General features: G+C 44.2%; 31 protein-coding genes. All 31 read right to left on the bottom strand.

Annotated elements, in window-relative coordinates; all coding sequences use genetic code 11:
* Positions 1 to 14 precede the first annotated feature (14 nt).
* Entirely contained in the window at positions 15 to 395 is a 381-nt protein-coding gene (rplQ, locus tag ACH50O_RS22515; protein WP_446809972.1) for a 50S ribosomal protein L17, read from the bottom strand.
* A gap of 18 nt (positions 396 to 413) precedes the next feature.
* Positions 414 to 1,421, bottom strand: coding sequence for a DNA-directed RNA polymerase subunit alpha (locus tag ACH50O_RS22510; RefSeq protein ID WP_446809971.1), 1,008 nt, complete (start codon positions 1,419 to 1,421; stop codon positions 414 to 416).
* 23 nt (positions 1,422 to 1,444) lie between these two features.
* Positions 1,445 to 2,065: a 30S ribosomal protein S4 gene (gene rpsD / locus ACH50O_RS22505; protein WP_446809970.1), complete on the bottom strand. Its 621-nt coding sequence runs from the start codon at positions 2,063 to 2,065 to the stop codon at positions 1,445 to 1,447.
* A gap of 18 nt (positions 2,066 to 2,083) precedes the next feature.
* On the bottom strand, positions 2,084 to 2,470 hold the full coding sequence (rpsK, locus tag ACH50O_RS22500; protein ID WP_020484822.1) for a 30S ribosomal protein S11: 387 nt from the start codon (positions 2,468 to 2,470) through the stop codon (positions 2,084 to 2,086).
* Positions 2,471 to 2,493: 23 nt separating this feature from the next.
* The gene (rpsM, locus tag ACH50O_RS22495; protein WP_446809969.1) at positions 2,494 to 2,850 is read right to left on the bottom strand and encodes a 30S ribosomal protein S13; all 357 of its coding nucleotides are present in this window, start codon (positions 2,848 to 2,850) and stop codon (positions 2,494 to 2,496) included.
* A gap of 76 nt (positions 2,851 to 2,926) precedes the next feature.
* The gene (gene rpmJ / locus ACH50O_RS22490) at positions 2,927 to 3,040 is read right to left on the bottom strand and encodes a 50S ribosomal protein L36 (protein ID WP_446809968.1); all 114 of its coding nucleotides are present in this window, start codon (positions 3,038 to 3,040) and stop codon (positions 2,927 to 2,929) included.
* Between the two features lie 19 nt (positions 3,041 to 3,059).
* Positions 3,060 to 4,385, bottom strand: a complete 1,326-nt coding sequence (secY, locus tag ACH50O_RS22485; protein ID WP_446809967.1) for a preprotein translocase subunit SecY — start codon at positions 4,383 to 4,385, stop codon at positions 3,060 to 3,062.
* A complete protein-coding gene (gene rplO, locus ACH50O_RS22480; RefSeq protein WP_446809966.1) occupies positions 4,386 to 4,820 on the bottom strand; it encodes a 50S ribosomal protein L15 in 435 nt (144 codons plus the stop codon).
* On the bottom strand, positions 4,820 to 5,005 hold the full coding sequence (rpmD, locus tag ACH50O_RS22475) for a 50S ribosomal protein L30 (protein WP_446809965.1): 186 nt from the start codon (positions 5,003 to 5,005) through the stop codon (positions 4,820 to 4,822). Before rpmD ends, rplO begins: the two co-directional genes overlap by 1 nt.
* 6 nt (positions 5,006 to 5,011) lie before the next feature.
* On the bottom strand, positions 5,012 to 5,518 hold the full coding sequence (rpsE, locus tag ACH50O_RS22470; RefSeq protein WP_446809964.1) for a 30S ribosomal protein S5: 507 nt from the start codon (positions 5,516 to 5,518) through the stop codon (positions 5,012 to 5,014).
* A gap of 9 nt (positions 5,519 to 5,527) precedes the next feature.
* Positions 5,528 to 5,881 (bottom strand): 50S ribosomal protein L18, encoded by a 354-nt coding sequence (rplR, locus tag ACH50O_RS22465; RefSeq protein ID WP_446809963.1) that lies wholly within the window; start codon positions 5,879 to 5,881, stop codon positions 5,528 to 5,530.
* Between the two features lie 8 nt (positions 5,882 to 5,889).
* Positions 5,890 to 6,423 carry a 50S ribosomal protein L6 gene (gene rplF, locus ACH50O_RS22460; RefSeq protein ID WP_446809962.1) on the bottom strand — a complete coding sequence of 178 codons (534 nt, stop codon included), beginning with the start codon at positions 6,421 to 6,423 and terminating at the stop codon, positions 5,890 to 5,892.
* A 16-nt stretch (positions 6,424 to 6,439) separates the two neighbouring features.
* Entirely contained in the window at positions 6,440 to 6,835 is a 396-nt protein-coding gene (gene rpsH / locus ACH50O_RS22455) for a 30S ribosomal protein S8 (RefSeq protein ID WP_446809961.1), read from the bottom strand.
* A 30-nt stretch (positions 6,836 to 6,865) separates the two neighbouring features.
* Positions 6,866 to 7,171 (bottom strand): 30S ribosomal protein S14, encoded by a 306-nt coding sequence (rpsN, locus tag ACH50O_RS22450; RefSeq protein WP_446809960.1) that lies wholly within the window; start codon positions 7,169 to 7,171, stop codon positions 6,866 to 6,868.
* A gap of 12 nt (positions 7,172 to 7,183) precedes the next feature.
* On the bottom strand, positions 7,184 to 7,723 hold the full coding sequence (rplE, locus tag ACH50O_RS22445) for a 50S ribosomal protein L5 (RefSeq protein ID WP_446809959.1): 540 nt from the start codon (positions 7,721 to 7,723) through the stop codon (positions 7,184 to 7,186).
* 12 nt (positions 7,724 to 7,735) lie between these two features.
* Positions 7,736 to 8,053 carry a 50S ribosomal protein L24 gene (gene rplX, locus ACH50O_RS22440; RefSeq protein ID WP_446809958.1) on the bottom strand — a complete coding sequence of 106 codons (318 nt, stop codon included), beginning with the start codon at positions 8,051 to 8,053 and terminating at the stop codon, positions 7,736 to 7,738.
* A gap of 14 nt (positions 8,054 to 8,067) precedes the next feature.
* A complete protein-coding gene (rplN, locus tag ACH50O_RS22435) occupies positions 8,068 to 8,436 on the bottom strand; it encodes a 50S ribosomal protein L14 (protein ID WP_013820378.1) in 369 nt (122 codons plus the stop codon).
* A gap of 27 nt (positions 8,437 to 8,463) precedes the next feature.
* Complete coding sequence (gene rpsQ / locus ACH50O_RS22430; RefSeq protein WP_446809957.1) at positions 8,464 to 8,727, bottom strand: 30S ribosomal protein S17; 264 nt, start codon at positions 8,725 to 8,727, stop codon at positions 8,464 to 8,466.
* A gap of 2 nt (positions 8,728 to 8,729) precedes the next feature.
* Positions 8,730 to 8,921, bottom strand: a complete 192-nt coding sequence (gene rpmC, locus ACH50O_RS22425) for a 50S ribosomal protein L29 (RefSeq protein WP_446809956.1) — start codon at positions 8,919 to 8,921, stop codon at positions 8,730 to 8,732.
* The gene (gene rplP, locus ACH50O_RS22420) at positions 8,921 to 9,334 is read right to left on the bottom strand and encodes a 50S ribosomal protein L16 (RefSeq protein WP_020484808.1); all 414 of its coding nucleotides are present in this window, start codon (positions 9,332 to 9,334) and stop codon (positions 8,921 to 8,923) included. Before rplP ends, rpmC begins: the two co-directional genes overlap by 1 nt.
* A gap of 19 nt (positions 9,335 to 9,353) precedes the next feature.
* Positions 9,354 to 10,025, bottom strand: a complete 672-nt coding sequence (gene rpsC, locus ACH50O_RS22415; RefSeq protein WP_446809955.1) for a 30S ribosomal protein S3 — start codon at positions 10,023 to 10,025, stop codon at positions 9,354 to 9,356.
* A gap of 9 nt (positions 10,026 to 10,034) precedes the next feature.
* Complete coding sequence (gene rplV / locus ACH50O_RS22410) at positions 10,035 to 10,367, bottom strand: 50S ribosomal protein L22 (RefSeq protein ID WP_020484806.1); 333 nt, start codon at positions 10,365 to 10,367, stop codon at positions 10,035 to 10,037.
* Positions 10,368 to 10,376: 9 nt separating this feature from the next.
* Entirely contained in the window at positions 10,377 to 10,649 is a 273-nt protein-coding gene (gene rpsS, locus ACH50O_RS22405) for a 30S ribosomal protein S19 (RefSeq protein WP_081607975.1), read from the bottom strand.
* A gap of 12 nt (positions 10,650 to 10,661) precedes the next feature.
* Positions 10,662 to 11,489, bottom strand: a complete 828-nt coding sequence (gene rplB, locus ACH50O_RS22400) for a 50S ribosomal protein L2 (protein ID WP_446809954.1) — start codon at positions 11,487 to 11,489, stop codon at positions 10,662 to 10,664.
* Positions 11,490 to 11,522: 33 nt separating this feature from the next.
* On the bottom strand, positions 11,523 to 11,816 hold the full coding sequence (rplW, locus tag ACH50O_RS22395) for a 50S ribosomal protein L23 (RefSeq protein WP_446812181.1): 294 nt from the start codon (positions 11,814 to 11,816) through the stop codon (positions 11,523 to 11,525).
* Positions 11,817 to 11,818: 2 nt separating this feature from the next.
* A complete protein-coding gene (gene rplD / locus ACH50O_RS22390) occupies positions 11,819 to 12,439 on the bottom strand; it encodes a 50S ribosomal protein L4 (protein ID WP_446809953.1) in 621 nt (206 codons plus the stop codon).
* 3 nt (positions 12,440 to 12,442) lie between these two features.
* Complete coding sequence (gene rplC, locus ACH50O_RS22385; RefSeq protein ID WP_446809952.1) at positions 12,443 to 13,093, bottom strand: 50S ribosomal protein L3; 651 nt, start codon at positions 13,091 to 13,093, stop codon at positions 12,443 to 12,445.
* A gap of 30 nt (positions 13,094 to 13,123) precedes the next feature.
* Positions 13,124 to 13,435: a 30S ribosomal protein S10 gene (rpsJ, locus tag ACH50O_RS22380; RefSeq protein WP_013820389.1), complete on the bottom strand. Its 312-nt coding sequence runs from the start codon at positions 13,433 to 13,435 to the stop codon at positions 13,124 to 13,126.
* Between the two features lie 5 nt (positions 13,436 to 13,440).
* Entirely contained in the window at positions 13,441 to 14,631 is a 1,191-nt protein-coding gene (tuf, locus tag ACH50O_RS22375; protein WP_446809946.1) for an elongation factor Tu, read from the bottom strand.
* Between the two features lie 26 nt (positions 14,632 to 14,657).
* Positions 14,658 to 16,751, bottom strand: a complete 2,094-nt coding sequence (fusA, locus tag ACH50O_RS22370; RefSeq protein WP_446809951.1) for an elongation factor G — start codon at positions 16,749 to 16,751, stop codon at positions 14,658 to 14,660.
* A 23-nt stretch (positions 16,752 to 16,774) separates the two neighbouring features.
* Complete coding sequence (rpsG, locus tag ACH50O_RS22365; protein WP_020484799.1) at positions 16,775 to 17,245, bottom strand: 30S ribosomal protein S7; 471 nt, start codon at positions 17,243 to 17,245, stop codon at positions 16,775 to 16,777.
* Positions 17,246 to 17,251 lie beyond the last annotated feature (6 nt).

Here is a 17,251-nt window from a genome sequence, read left to right as displayed (position 1 = left end):
CTAAACTTAAAAATTTACTCTGTGGACTGCGCCGGTTCGGGCCGATCGACTAACTCTACATAGGCCATAGGAGCGTCATCACCGGATCTAAAACCACACTTTATAATTCTCAAGTACCCACCGTTTCTGGATTGGTATCTTGGACCGAGTTCGTTAAATAATTTAGTAACGACATCTCTATCCCGCAGCTTTGAAAAAGCTTGGCGGCGTTTAGCAACAGAATCGATTTTAGAAAGCGTAATTAAAGGTTCCGCCAATACGCGCAACTCCTTCGCTTTTGGCAATGTGGTTTTAATCAATTCATGCTTAAAAAGCGAACAAGCCATATTGCTAAACAGAGCTTTTCTGTGGCTGCTATTTTTATTTAACTGTCTTCCAGATTTACGGTGTCTCATTTTTAAAATGCCTTATGTTCAAATTCCAGCTTGTGACTGATCAGCCAAATTTTCAGGTGGCCAGTTCTCTAACCGCATACCCAATGACAGGCCTTTAATCGCAAGAATATCTTTAATTTCCGTTAGTGATTTTTTACCTAGATTAGGCGTTCTCAACAGCTCCACTTCGGTACGTTGAATCAAATCACCAATATAGAAAATATTTTCAGCTTTTAGGCAGTTAGCCGAGCGAACCGTCAACTCCAAATCATCTACAGGGCGCAGAAGAACGGGATCGAATGATTCTTCTTCTATAGCTACTTCTTCCTGTATTTGTTCGTTGACTTTCTCGAAATCGACAAATACAGACAACTGGTCATGCAGGATAGATGCTGCGAGCTTAATCGCCTGCTCTGGATCGACTGTACCGTTTGTTTCCAACTCGATTACAAGTCTATCTAAATTAGTACGCTGTTCAACCCGAGTACTTTCAACATGATAAGCTACTTTAACAATAGGACTGAAAGCAGCATCAACCATCAAAACGCCAACAGGAGCATCGTCGTACAGTTCTTTTCTAAGACTAGCCGGGACATAGCCTCTGCCGCGCTCAACTTTTATCTTTATGTTAAGTGCGCAGTCCTGATTAATATTAGCTATGATTAGGTCAGGATTAGCCAATTCAACGTTATGGGGCAGATCAATGTCACGAGCAGTAACTACGCCAACACCTTTTTTTGATAAAGTTAACGTTACCTCGTCCTTAGAATGCACGATAACGGCAAGTTTCTTAAGATTAAGAATAATGTCTATTACATCTTCCTGAACGCCCTCTATCGTGGTGAATTCATGCAACACACCCTCAATAGAAATCTCTGTGACAGCGCAACCAGGAATAGAGGACAGCATAACTCTCCTCAAAGCATTGCCTAATGAATGCCCAAAACCACGCTCCAAAGGTTCGATAACAATTCTTGAGTGGTTGGCCGATTCATTGATGACCTCGACAAGACGGGGCTTCAATAGACCAACGATAGAACTCTGCATAATTTAAATCCTGGACTTATTTATTACTTAGAATAAAGCTCAACGACTAATTGTTCATTGATATCAGACCCCAAATCTACACGATCAGGAACCGATTTAAATATCCCACTCATCTCTTTCGAGTTAACTTCCACCCAAACTGGAAAACCATATTGTTCGGTGACAACTAAAGAATCTTTAATCCGCTGTTGGCTTTTCGCTTTTTCACGAACCTTAATAACATCGCCAGAAGCCACTTGATAAGAAGGAATATTGATTAACCTATCGTTAACCAGAATCGCCTTATGCGACACTAGCTGCCTAGCTTCCGCACGAGTTGCAGCGTAACCCATGCGATAAACTACGTTATCGAGCCTGGATTCGAGAAAATCAAGCAGATTCTGACCTGTTGCGCCTTTCTGTAAATCGGCTGCTTTATAGTAATTTCTGAATTGCTTTTCTAGGACACCATATATGCGACGCAACCGCTGTTTGGCGCGGAGCTGCATAGCATAATCAGAATTCCTTGTACGCTTAGCGCCATGTTGACCGGGCCTTTGTTCCAATTTACATTTGCTTTCCAGAGACTTACCTCTGCTTTTCAAAAATAAATCAGTACCTTCCCTACGACTCAGCTTGCAAGCAGGACCAAGATATCTTGCCATTAAATTTACTCCACTATCCTAAACACGACGTTTTTTAGGCGGACGGCAACCATTATGGGGAATAGGGGTTACGTCCACGATATTTGAAATTTTGAAACCCATGCTGTTCAAAGAACGAACAGCCGATTCCCTGCCGGGCCCTGGCCCTTTGATCATTACATCCAGATTCTTCATTCCGTACTCCTGAGCCACGGCACCTGCCTTCTCAGCGGCAACCTGCGCTGCGAACGGTGTGCTTTTCCGTGACCCGCGAAAACCGGACCCTCCCGATGTTGCCCAAGATAATGCGTTACCTTTTCTATCAGTAATGGTAACTATTGTATTATTAAAGGAAGCATGCACATGAACGATGCCATCCGCCACTTCTTTCTTAATACGCTTTTTCACTCTATTCTGGGTTGCCATCAAAATCGCCTTTCTAGATGTATTTATTTAGTAACTGATTTGCGTGGCCCTTTACGAGTCCGCGCGTTTGTTCTGGTTCTTTGGCCTCTCAACGGCAAACCGCGACGATGTCTAATTCCGCGATAGCAACCGAGATCCATTAATCTTTTTATATTCATCGAGACTTCTCTGCGAAGATCGCCTTCCACAGTCATCCCGGAAATAACCTTACGTATCGATTCAACTTGATCTTCCGAAAGATCTCTAATCTTAACAGTTGGTTTAACACCAACTTCATCGCAGATATTCTTAGCAGTTTGCCTGCCTATTCCATAGATAGCTGTTAACGCTATCTCCGCATGCTTATGATCAGCCACGTTTATACCAGCAATACGAGCCATTCAGATACTCCAAAAACAGTACTATAAGGTTAAACGGAGCATTATATCACTCCGCAAAATAAATCGCAAAAACAAGTTATCCTTGACGTTGTTTATGTCTGCCATCTCTACAAATGACTCTTACAACACCGTTTCTTTTAATAACTTTACAGCTTTTGCATATGGTTTTTATTGAAGCTCGTACTTTCACGGCAAACTCCTAAATAACGTTAAGATTTTTTTAAATTAGCTTTTTTCATTAGACCCTCATACTGCTGAGACATCAAATGTGTCTGCATTTGCGATATAAAGTCCATAACGACAACCACAATAATTAATAGAGAAGTGCCGCCGAAAGAGAAAGGCACATTCCAATATACGATCAAGAATTCAGGCAGCAAACATATAAGAGTTATATAGACAGCCCCTATCAGAGTAAGCCTCGTCATGACCTTATCAATATAACTAGTAGTATGAGCACCGGGCCTGATACCAGGGAGATAGGCACCAGATTTTTTCAAGTTCTCCGCTGTTTCTTTGGAATTAAAAACCAATGCAGTATAGAAGAAACAAAAGAACACTATAGCCAAAGCGTAGCACAAGACATATACTGGCTGACCCGGCGACAATACTGAAGATACGTCCTGCAACCAAGAGAAGCCATCAACATTTCCGAACCAGCCCGCGATCGTAGCAGGGAATAATATAATGCTGGACGCGAATATCGGAGGTATGACGCCCGCCATGTTCAACTTCAATGGCAAAAATGAACTTTGTCCGCCGTAAACCTTGTTCCCTTGCTGCCGCTTTGGATAATTTATTGTTATCCTTCTTTGCCCTCTTTCGACAAAAACCACAATCCCAGTGACTACAATTGCGAGAGCGAATAATACGACGATAAAAGCACCATTCATTTCTCCGGTTCTAGCAAGCTCCAGCGTACCACCAATCGCCGAAGGCAGACCGGAAACTATGCCTGCAAAAATTATAAGCGAAATGCCGTTACCGATACCGCGCTCAGTCACTTGCTCGCCGAGCCACATCAGAAATATGGTTCCTGTAACCAGAGTAATCGTAGTGACCACAATAAAACTGACACCGGGCTGCAACACCACGGCTAAGCCTCCGGCGGTTTGATTTTGCAGAGCTACCGATATACCTATTGATTGAAACATTGCCAGCACAACAGTGCCGTATCGAGTGTACTGCGATATCTTTCTGCGACCAGACTCCCCTTCCTTCTTCAATTGCTCCATAGTAGGTATAACAATGGTCATGAGCTGCATAATGATAGATGCAGAGATATAAGGCATTATTCCCAATGCGAATAAGCTTAAGCGCATCAAGGCTCCACCTGAAAACATATTAAACATGTTTAATATGGAGCCGGATTGTTGCTCAAACATAATAGATAGCGCTTTAGGATCAATACCCGGGACAGGTATATGAGCCCCAATCCTATAGACGACGAAGGCGCCTAAAACGAAAAGCAGTCTGGACTTAAGCTCACCAAATCGAAACGTTCCCGCAGAAACATCATGCCCTTTTGTACTCACTTAAGCCTCGACTTTGCCACCAGCAGCTTCAATTGTTACTTTCGCACCTGCAGTAACGCCCAGTCCTTTTAGGGTTAGAGGGCGGGTAATACTTCCGGTGTTAACAACCTTTACTTTTTTCGAAAAAACCGGGATTACATTACTAGAAATGAGCAGTTGTATATCTATCACATCAGCCTGAATGGCATCTATCTCAGCCAATCTAACCTCGGCCGTAAACTTTTTTGTCCTGGAGGTAAACCCAACTTTTGGCAATCTACGCTGCAAAGGCATTTGACCACCTTCAAAACCGACCTTATGAAAGCCACCCGCGCGTGCCTTTTGACCCTTATGGCCTCTACCGCAAGTTTTACCATCCGTAGAGCCAATACCACGACCAACTCTTTTTGTTTTCTTTCTTGCGCCAGGCGCAGCTTGAATAGTATTTAAATACATTATACTTCCTCAACCCTTAGCATGTATGCGATCTTATTAATCATCCCGCGATTTTCGGGAGTATCAATAACTTCAACCACCTGCCTGATTCTGCTCAATCCCAACCCTTTCAAGCATTGCTGATGGGCCTTCAAGCGACCATTTTTACTTTTGGTCATCGTCACGCTTAATTTTTTGCCGGACATATTGTTTTATCCTGTTATTTGATCAACAGTCAAACCGCGTTTTGCTGCGATTTTTTTTGCATCGTGCATACCGCTTAATCCGTTGATCGTCGCTCGCACCACGTTAATAGGATTGCTCGTGCCAATACATTTTGCCAATACATTGTGTACGCCAACCACTTCAAATACGGCCCTCATAGCGCCGCCGGCAATGATACCGGTACCTTCTGAAGCCGGCTGCATATACACTTTCGCAGCACCAGTATTTGACATTATTGAATACTGCAAAGTCCCCTCTTTGAGAGCAACTTTGCGCATGTTTTTTCTAGCTTGCTCCAGTGACTTTTGTATAGCCACTGGAACCTCGCGAGCTTTAGAGACCCCATAACCGATACGACCGTCTCCATCACCCACTACAGTTAGCGCTGCAAAACCAAAGACTCTACCGCCTTTCACAACTTTCGCTACCCGTCTGACCGAAACTAGTTTTTCTTGCAGTCCGTCCGTACTACCTTGAGATGGTGCTGTTGCCATTCTATTCCCCTAAAACTTCAAGCCGGCTTCACGCGCAGCATCTGCTAATGCTTTTACGCGTCCATGATATTTAAAACCAGAGCGGTCAAATGCTACTTCCGTTACACCCGCAGCAATAGCCCTTTCAGCAACTATTCGGCCAACTTCTATGGCGGCCTTAATGTTACTTGTGTTACTGAGCCCAGCTTTCACGTCTGCTTGTAATGTCGATGCAGCAGCAAGAGTGGATGCACCATCGACACTCAAAACTTGCGCGTAAATGTGCTGGGAAGTTCTATGTATAGTCAGTCTATTTACACTTAACTTTTTAATCTTGCAGCGCAGCCTTAATGCTCTTTTTAATCTAGAAGACTTCTTATCCATCACTTCACCTATTTCTTTTTGGCTTCTTTTCTAGCCACATATTCATCAGCGATCCTAACTCCTTTGCCTTTATAGGGCTCAGGAGGCCGAAAGGCTCTGATTTCAGAAGCAACCTGACCCACTTTCTGCTTGTCATTACTCTTTACGTGCAACTCAGTTTGAGTCGGCGCTTCTACAGTAACGCCCGCGGGTATTAAGTATTCAACAGGATTTGAATAGCCCAACGATAATGTCAATAAATTCTCTTTTACTTGAGCTCTATATCCAACACCAACTAGCAGCATTTTTTTGACAAAGCCTTCGGAAACCCCTTTAACCATGTTGTTAATTGACGCTCTAGCAGTACCGGCGTGCGCTTTAGCACCCTTTACACTATCATCCCATTTAACCCTAATTATGTTAGCCTCTATTTCCAGCTCCACCGCATCGGAAAGATCAAATGCAAGCTGTCCCAGCTTACCGTTAACTACCATTTTTCTACCGTCTACTTTGACATCAACACCAGATGGCAAAGTGATAGGCGCGTTAGCGACTCTCGACATGATATACCTCGTAAATTTAGCAGACAGTGCAAATGACTTCGCCACCGTGCCCGATAGCTCGAGCCGCACGATCAGTCATCACACCGTTTGAGGTTGAAACGATAGCTATACCCAAACCGCCTAGTACTTTTGGTAGTTCGTCTTTTGATTTATAAATTCTTAGTCCTGGCCGACTAATTCGTCTTACACTTTCGATAACCGGAACGCCATTGTAGTATTTCAACTCAACAGTCATCTCCGCGTGAGAACCAGTGACTTCAGTTTTGTAATCGGTAATATAGCCTTCTTCCTTCAAAACTTTAGCGATTGCTAGCTTCAATTTCGACGAAGGGATTTTTACACTTTTTTTGCCAGCAGATTGACCATTTCTAATTCTGGTTAGCATATCTGCTATTGGATCTGTCATACTCATTTTCAATTCTCCAAAAATTAAACAGAACTACTACCAGCTAGCTTTAGTTAAACCAGGAACGTCGCCACGCATGGTAGCTTCTCTAAGTTTATTTCTGCTAAGACCGAACTTTCTGTAGTATCCGTGCGGGCGCCCTGTCAACTTGCATCTATTACGCAACCTTGATTGACTGGAGTCCCTTGGCAACTTTTGAAGTTGAATTTGAGCGTTCTCTTTTTCTTCAAAAGAGCTGTTTGGAGATCTAATTACTTCCTTCAATTCGTTTCTTTTTGCCTGATACTTTTTTATCAGACCTTCGCGCTTAACTTCGCGCGCTATCATTGATTTTTTAGCCATGTTAATACGCCCTTAGTTTTTGAATGGAAAATTGAATAATTTCAACAGCGCCAAACCCTCTTCATCTGTTTTGGCTGTTGTTGTTATGCAAATATCCATACCACGCAGGGCATCAATTTTGTCATAATCAATTTCAGGAAAAATGATTTGCTCTTTAATCCCCAGCGAATAGTTACCCCGCCCGTCAAAACTCTTCGAGCTCATTCCTCTAAAGTCGCGAATACGCGGTATTGAAATTGTTATTAACCTATCTAAAAACTCGTACATTTTATCGCTACGCAAAGTGACTTTACAGCCAATTGGCATATCATCGCGAATTTTAAACCCAGCAATGGACTTTCTGGCCAAGGTGACAACCGCTTTCTGCCCGGCGATCTTTTCCATATCAGAAACAGCAGATTGCAATACTTTTTTATCCGCAATTGCACCACCGACACCCATATTCAGAGTAATCTTAGTTAATTTTGGAACCTGCATAATAGTCTTGTAACCGAATTGCTCCTGCATCGCAGGAACGATTTCTGTTTTATATTTGCTTTGTAGTCTAGCCATAGCTTTATTACCTTAAAGACCGACGTTTTCGTTAGTTGACTTAAAATATCTGACTTTTTTACCGTCATCGAGAACTCTAAATCCCACGCGATCACCCTTTTTAGTTTTCGGGTTAAATAAAGCCACGTTTGAAATATGGATCGGCATATTTTTATCGACAATACCCCCAGAAACACCCAAGTTTGGATTACCTCTTTGGTGCTTTTTCACTAGATTAATACCATCAACTAACAGCTTGTTATCTTCAAGTACCTTGCTAACCTTGCCTAGCTTACCTTTATCTTTTCCGATGATTACAATAACTTCATCGCCCTGCTTAATCTTCTGCATCTCTGGACCTCTGACTATAATACTTCTGGCGCAAGAGAGATAATTTTCATAAACTTATCACCTCTCAATTCACGCGTAACCGGCCCAAAGATACGAGTACCAATTGGTTGTAGTTGGTTATTCAAAATTACCGCTGCGTTGCCATCAAAGCGTATTACGGAACCATCAGCTCGACGAACACCTTTACGGGTTCTTACTACCAATGCGTTATAAACATCGCCTTTTTTAACCCTTGTGCGCGGCATAGCGTCTTTCACGCTAACCTTGATGATGTCGCCTATGCCGGCATAACGGCGGTGCGACCCTCCAAGGACCTTGATACACATGACCTTTTTTGCGCCACTGTTATCGGCGACGTCAAGGCTAGTTTGCATCTGAATCATTTTATAAATCCCAACTAAAATTATTGATTATTTGTTAAAAGCTTCTAACACTTCTAACAACTTAAATGCCTTATTTTTTGATATAGGCCTACAGGATGTGATCGACACCACATCGCCTTCCTGACAAACGTTGTTTTCGTCATGGACAAGAAGTTTCGTAGAACGCTTAATGTACTTTCCGTATACTGGATGCTTTACCAAACGCTCCACCAAAACAGAAGCAGTCTTGTCCATTTTATTACTTACGACACGACCAGTTACTTTACGTACACTATCTAGATTTTCGCTCATCTCTATACTCTTACCATTTCATTTAGAATAGTATTGATGCGAGCAATATCTCGCCTCACCTGCTTAATTTGACTTGGCTTGCTAAGCTGGCCTGTGCCTTTTTGCATTCTTAGATTGAACTGTTCGCGAGACAACTCTAAAAGACTGGCATTCAACTCTTCTTTTGTTTTACTTCTTAAATCTTTAGCTTTCATTACATTATTGTCCGTGCAGAGAAAGTCGTTTTAACCGGCAATTTAGCAGCGGCTAGCTCAAAAGCCTCTCTTGCTAACTCTTCAGAAACGCCTTCGATTTCAAACAGCATCGTGCCGGGCTTTATTTGCGCAACCCAGTATTCTACACTACCCTTACCTTTACCCATACGCACTTCCAATGGTTTTTTGGTAATTGGCTTATCGGGAAAGATCCGGATCCAAATTTTCCCACCACGTTTTACATGCCGACTTATTGCGCGTCTAGCAGCCTCAATTTGGCGGGCAGTCATTCTACCACGGCTAACCGATTTTAAGCCATACTCTCCGAAGCTAACTGACGATCCTCGCAATGCGGTGCCGTTATTTCTACCGGTATGCTGCTTACGAAACTTTGTTCTTTTTGGCTGAAGCATTTCTAATGCACCCCTTCAACTATTTTTTTGAGTCGGCGTTTAGAGACGCTGTATGTGCGTCCATATCAAACACCTCGCCTTTGAATATCCAGACTTTTATGCCGATAATTCCGTAAGTGGTTTTTGCTTCGGCAGTTCCATAATCTATATCAGCCCGTAAGGTATGAAGAGGAACTCGTCCTTCGCGATACCATTCGGTTCTAGCGATCTCAGCCCCGTTCAATCTGCCTGCAACCGTGATTTTGATACCTTCAGCGCCTAAACGCATAGTGTTTGTAACCGCTCTTTTCATCGCCCTGCGGTACATAATACGTTTCTCAAGCTGTTGAGCTATGCTTTCAGCGACCAAGTAAGCATCCAGTTCCGGCTTTCTGATTTCTTCGACATTCAACTGGACAGGCACACCCATCATAGCGGATATACTTTGTCTCAAAATATCTATATCCTCACCTTTCTTACCGATCACGATACCAGGACGAGCAGTGTGAACCGTAATATTTGCATTATTTGCAGGACGATTGATTTGCACCCTACTCACTGACGCATGCGCCAACTTTTGTTTGATGTATTCTCTAACCTTCAAATCCTGTAACAGAAACACAGGGTAATTCTGGCTGTTTGCATACCATCTCGATGTCCAGTCTTTAACGATCCCGAGACGAATCCCCGTGGGATGTACCTTTTGTCCCATTTGCTACCTCTATTTTTCTGCTACTTTAATTGTTATATGGCAAGTTCTTTTCAGGATGTGATTCGCACGCCCTTTAGCTCTTGCGCTAACTCTTTTTAACGTTCTGCCCTCATTAACGAATACAGTCGAAACGCGCAACTCGTCAACATCCGCGCTTTCGTTGTGCTCTGCATTAGCTATCGCTGATTCAAGAACTTTTTTGATTATTGCAGCAGCTTTCTTAGAGCTGAAACTCAACAAATTCAAGGCCTTTTCTACAGGCAATCCGCGTATTTGATCCCCTACCAATCGCGCCTTTTGCGCAGAGAGCGGGGCATTACTTAATTTTGCCGAAACTTCCACATTCACTCCTTATCTAGATTTCTTATCTGCAATGTGGCCTTTATAAGTTCTTGTAGGAGAGAACTCGCCCAGCTTATGTCCGACCATATTTTCTGAAATCAATACCGGCACATGCTGTTTGCCATTATGCACAGCTATGGTCAACCCTAACATATCAGGGCTAATCATTGACCTTCTAGACCAGGTTTTAATCGGTTTCCTATTATTAGCTCTCACCGCTTCTTCAACTTTCTTCAGCAAGTGGTGATCTATAAATGGACCTTTTTTAATTGAACGTGGCACGTCAGATACCTCTTATTTTTGCTTACGGCGTCTGACAATCATATTGTCAGTACGTTTGTTTTTTCTAGTTTTATAACCTTTCGTTGGCGTCCCCCAAGGCGAAACCGGATGTCTACCACCGGAAGTCCTACCTTCGCCACCACCATGAGGATGGTCGACAGGGTTCATAGCCACACCTCTAACAGTCGGCCTAACACCGCGCCATCTTTTAGCGCCTGCTTTACCTAGTGAGATAAGATTATGCTCAGAGTTAGATACCTCACCAACTACACCTTTGCAATCAGAGGGTACTTTTCTCATTTCGCCGGAGCGTAATCGAATGGTGACATACGCACCATCTTTTGCCACCAGTTGAACGGACGTGCCTGCACTTCTTGCTATTTGCGCACCTTTTCCAGGCTTCAGTTCAACACAATGAATTGTGGTACCCAATGGCATATTACGTAACGGCATGCAGTTTCCCGGCTTAACCGGAGTCGCTTCTGAACTGAGTATTTCTTGACCAACCTCAATCCCTTTTGGAGCAATGATATATTTACGCTCCCCGTCTTTGAAAAGGACCAGGGCTATATTCGCCGTTCTGTTCGGATCGTATTCAATACGCTCTACAACCGCGGGAATGTCTGTTTTGTCTCTCTTAAAGTCTACAATGCGATAGAACTTTTTGTGCCCACCACCGATATGACGGGTTGTGATTCTACCCAGGTTATTACGTCCGCCGGTATTGTTCTTTTTGTCTAGTAGTTGTGCAAATGGCTTACCCTTATGCAAATCATTATTTTGTACACGCACTACAAACCGAGAACCCGGAGATGTCGGTTTTGATTTTAGAATAGCCATGCTCTTCTACCGCTCCTTATTTGCTTTAAAGTATTATGCTGTCGCTAGTTCAATGTTATGACCAGACTGAAGCTTTACATATGCCTTTTTCCAGTCAGACCGCTTACCCAATGTGCGTCCGAATCTCTTAATTTTTCCTTTAACATTCAGAACGCGAACGGCAGCTACTTCAACGCCAAACATCAACTCAACTGCATTTTTGATCTGCAACTTTGTCGCAGATTTTTTTACTTTGAATACAAATTGATTATTTTGGTCAGCAGCATTAGAACTCTTCTCTGACACAATCGGCGCATACAGAACACTTGCCAGTTTAATTTGTTCAATACTCATGCCAAACGCTCCTCAATCTGTTTCAGCGCTGTTGCTGTCGCAATTACCTTGTCGGCTGAAACCAAGGAAACTGGATCCACACTGCTTGGGGTGACTACCGCTATATAAGGAATATTTCTAGCAGCGAGAATTAAGTTTTCATTTAAGTCATCTGCAACTACCAACAGCCTCTTCGCATCAATACCCTGTATTTTGCTCAAAAATTCTTTAGTTTTTGGTGTAGCAGGTGTTATGTCGTTACAAACAGCTAATCTACCCTGCCTCAACAACTCTGAAAAAATCGATCTGATTCCGACTTTATACATTTTTTTGTTCAACTTCTGATCAAAAGATCTCGGTTGGGCTGCAAACGTAACACCGCCTGTCCGCCATATCGGGCTTCTGGTTGTACCAGCACGCGCACGCCCGGTACCTTTTTGGCGAAACGGTTTAGCGCCGCCACCACTTACTGCAGCTCGGTTTTTTTGGCCTTTAGTACCAGACCTTGCTGCAGAAAGGTATTTGGTAACCAGCTGATGCACCAATGTTTCATTAAAATCCTGTCCGAAAACTGCTTCGGAAACACTGAGCGCCTGTGCAGAATCTTGATTATTGATTGCAGGTATTTGCAAAGTCATAAATTAACCTTTATTTAACATTTTTACTGCAGGGGTGATGACGACGTCTCCACCCTTGGCACCAGGCACAGCGCCTCTGACTAAAATCAGGTTCCGCTCAGCATCTACAGCATGGATAGTCAAATTCTGTATTGTCGTTTTGACCGCCCCCATATGCCCGCACATTTTTTTACCTTTAAAAACGCGACCCGGCGTTTGGTTCATACCACTTGAACCAGGCACCCGATGAGAACGTGAATTACCATGTGTCGCATCTTGTGTTCTAAAATTATGCCGTTTAACTGTACCAGCAAAACCTTTACCAATACTGGTACCAGAGACATCAACCACCTGCCCGACCTCGAACACGTTAACTTTCAACTCCGTACCTGCAGAGAATTCAACAGCTTCGCTTTCGCTAATTCTAAACTCCCACAAACCACGACCTGCGGTGACATTGGCAGATGCGTAATGCCCAGCCATTGCTTTGTTGACTTTTGAAGACTTAACATCACCCGCCGCAACTTGAATAGCGCGATAACCATCAGTTTCAACGCTCTTCACCTGTATGACTCTATTCGAATCAATATGAAGTACGGTAACTGGTACCGAAGAGCCGTCTTCGCAAAAAATTCTGGTCATACCACATTTACGACCAATAAGACCTATTGACATCTGCCAATCCCTCTAAATTATAACTTGCCGTTATTTCAGCTTAATTTGAACATCGACCCCAGCCGCCAGATCCAACTTCATCAAGGCATCCACAGTCTTATCGGTTGGCTCGACTATATCAAGCAACCTTTTGTAAGTTCTCAATTCATATTGATCACGCGCATCTTTATTAACATGTGGTGATATCAATATGGTGAAACGTTCTTTTCTAGTAGGCAATGGAATGGGACCTTTTACTTGGGCGCCCGTTCTCTTTGCTGTTTCTACTATCTCACCCGCTGACTGATCAATTAATTTATGATCAAACGCTTTTAACTGGATTCTGATAGTTTGATTAGCCATACTGATTACTCGATAATAGAAGCAACAACACCCGCACCGACGGTACGACCACCTTCACGAATCGCAAAACGCAAACCGTCTTCCATCGCGATCGGTGAAATTAATTTCACAGTTACGGCAATGTTATCGCCAGGCATGACCATTTCAACGCCTTCTGGCAGATCGACTGCGCCGGTTACGTCTGTCGTTCTAAAGTAGAACTGTGGGCGGTAGCCGTTGAAGAATGGTGTGTGACGCCCACCCTCTTCTTTGGACAGCACATAAATTTCGGCCTTGAAGTGCGCATGCGGCTTGATGGAGTTTACGTGCGCCAATACTTGACCGCGCTCGACGTCATCTCTTTTAGTACCACGCAGCAATACACCCACGTTGTCGCCTGCTTGACCTTGATCCAGCAGCTTACGGAACATTTCGACGCCGGTGCAGGTAGTTTTGACGGTATCTTTAATACCGACAATCTCGACTTCTTCACCGACCTTGATGATGCCACGCTCAACACGACCGGTTACCACGGTACCGCGACCGGAAATTGAGAATACGTCTTCGATAGGCATCAAGAATTTGCCGTCGATCGCACGCTCTGGCTCAGGAATGTAGCTGTCCAGTGCTTCCACCAAGCGAACCACAGATTGTACACCGATTTCGCTTTGTTCGCCTTCTAAAGCTTTTAATGCAGAGCCCACGATGATAGGGGTATCGTCGCCAGGAAATTCGTATTGGTTCAACAATTCACGGATTTCCATCTCAACCAGCTCGATCAGCTCGGCGTCGTCAACCATGTCCGCTTTGTTCAGGAACACCACGATGTATGGCACACCGACTTGGCGTGACAGCAGAATGTGTTCACGGGTTTGCGGCATAGGGCCATCAGCAGCCGAGCAAACCAGGATCGCACCATCCATTTGAGCCGCACCGGTAATCATGTTTTTGACGTAGTCAGCATGGCCTGGGCAGTCAACGTGAGCATAGTGGCGATTAGCAGACTCATACTCTACGTGCGAGGTAGAGATGGTAATACCGCGCGCACGCTCTTCCGGGGCGTTGTCGATTTGATCAAAAGCTTTAACTTCGCCGCCTTGCAGCTCCGCCATAACCTTTGTTAATGCCGCTGTTAATGTGGTTTTGCCGTGGTCAACATGGCCTATAGTGCCAACGTTTACGTGCGGTTTCTTTCTTTCAAATTTTTCTTTAGCCATGATTCAATACCTGATATGTAAAAAATTTAAGATACTTTTCTAATAATCGCTTCCGCAATATTTGCAGGTGCTTCGTTATATCTTTCAAACTGCATACTGTACGTTGCTCTACCCTGAGTCGCCGACCTAAGATCCGTGGCATAACCGAACATTTCAGCAAGAGGCACTTCGCACTCTATTACTTTTCCGGCCGGAACATCTTCCATTCCTTGAATAACACCCCTCCTTCGATTGATGTCACCCACTACCTCACCCATATAATCCTCGGGGGTTACAACCTCGACTTTCATAATGGGCTCCAGCAACGCAGGACTTGCAGTCTTAGCCCCATCCCTGAAACACATAGATCCTGCTATCTTGAAAGCCATTTCATTCGAATCGACATCATGATATGAACCATCGAATAAACTAACCTTTACATCAACAACCGGAAAACCAGCTAATACACCGTTCTCCATTTGCTCTTGCACACCTTTATCAATAGCTGGGATATATTCCTTCGGAACCGCTCCACCAACCACTTCATTAACGAATTCGTAACCGGACCCCGGCTCCCTTGGCTCCAGGCGCAACCAGACGTGACCATATTGCCCCTTACCACCTGTTTGCCTGATAAACTTACCTTCGCATTCAACGGATTTCCGTATCGTCTCCCTGTAAGCTACCTGCGGAGCGCCCACGTTGGCCGCCACGTTAAACTCTCTTTTCATTCTATCGACAATAATTTCAAGGTGAAGCTCACCCATTCCAGAAATTATCGTCTGCCCTGACTCGGGATCGCTACTCACCCTAAATGACGGATCTTCCTGCGCCAACTTACCTAACGCAGCGCCCATCTTATCCTGATCCGCCTTTGTCCTCGGCTCTACGGCTACGGCAATTACAGGCTCTGGAAACTCCATTTTCTCCAACAGAATGGGGCGCTGACTATCGCAAAGCGTATCTCCTGTCGTCACATCTTTAAGACCAATAAGCGCCGCGATCTCACCGGCCCTTACCTCATCTATCTCAACTCGGCTGTTTGCGTGCATTTGCACGATACGCCCAATGCGCTCTCTTTTACTTTTTGCCGCATTCAAAACAGCATCACCAGACTTAACAACGCCGGAATAAACCCTAAAAAAGGTCAAAGTCCCTACAAATGGATCTGTTGCTATTTTGAAGGCAAGCGCGGAAAACGGTTCATCATCAGACACCCCTCTAACAACTTCTTCGCCTGTTTCAGACAACCCTTCTACCGGCTTAATATCTAGCGGGGATGGTAGAAAGTCTATCACCCCATCAAGTACACATTGAACGCCTTTATTTTTAAAGGCAGAACCGCAGTAAGCAGGAACCAACTTATTCTGTAAAACCTGAACTCTAATACCCAGCTTTACTTCTTCATTAGTCAGAACACCACTTTCCAGGTATTTATCCATTAATATTTCGGAGCCATCCGCCGCGACTTCGATCATATGATCTCGCCACTCTTGGGCTAACTTCTGCATTTCTAGCGGAATTTCCATTTCCTTAAAGCCAATACCCATATTCGCTTCATCCCAATAGATCGCCTTCATCTTCAGCAGGTCAACGACGCCTTGAAACGATTCTTCCGACCCTATTGGCAACTGCATAGGCACAACAAGGCTTCCTAGCCTGGTTTTAATTTGTTCAACAACACGAAAGAAGTCAGCACCAGACCTATCCATTTTGTTGACAAACGCCACCCGCGGCACGTGATACTTATTTGCCTGTCTCCACACAGTTTCGGACTGAGGTTCAACCCCTCCGACAGCACAGAATACCGCACAAGCACCATCAAGCACACGCAGAGAGCGCTCCACCTCTATGGTGAAATCCACATGCCCCGGAGTATCAATAATATTGATTCTATGCTCCGGATATTGCTTTTCCATCCCCAACCAGAAGCAAGTCGTGGCAGCAGAGGTTATTGTTATCCCCCTTTCCTGCTCCTGCTCCATCCAGTCCATGGTAGCGGCGCCATCATGGACCTCTCCTATCTTGTGCGAAACCCCTGTATAAAACAGGATTCGCTCGGTTGTAGTTGTTTTTCCCGCATCAATATGAGCCATGATGCCTATATTACGATAACGCTCGATAGGCGTTTTACGAGCCACAACAACAACCCAATCTAACTTTATTACCAGCGATAATGAGCAAATGCCTTATTTGCTTCCGCCATTCTATGCGTATCCTCTCGTTTTTTAGCTGCCGCACCACGCCCCTCCGAGGCATCGAGCAACTCACCAGCCAACTTAGCCGCCATGGTTCTTTCGTTACGCTTACGCGCGGCATCAATCAGCCAACGCATAGACAACGCCAATCTTCTTGCAGGACGCACTTCAACAGGCACTTGATAGGTTGCACCACCAACCCGACGCGACTTCACCTCAACTCGCGGCTGAACGTTTTCCAATGCCTTTGCAACCAAATCCAGAGACTCTTTATGCCCCTTACCCTCGATCACGTCCAAAGCGCCGTAGACGATTTTTTCAGCAACTGATTTTTTACCGTCTTCCATTATCATATTCATGAACTTTGACAGCATATCGCTACCGAAGCGCGGATCCGGATTGATGACTCTTTTTGCAGCAACTCTTCTTCTTGACATCTGTTA

This window comes from Methylomonas sp. 2BW1-5-20, assembly GCF_052474515.1.
This window is presented reverse-complemented; position numbering and strand designations above follow the sequence as displayed.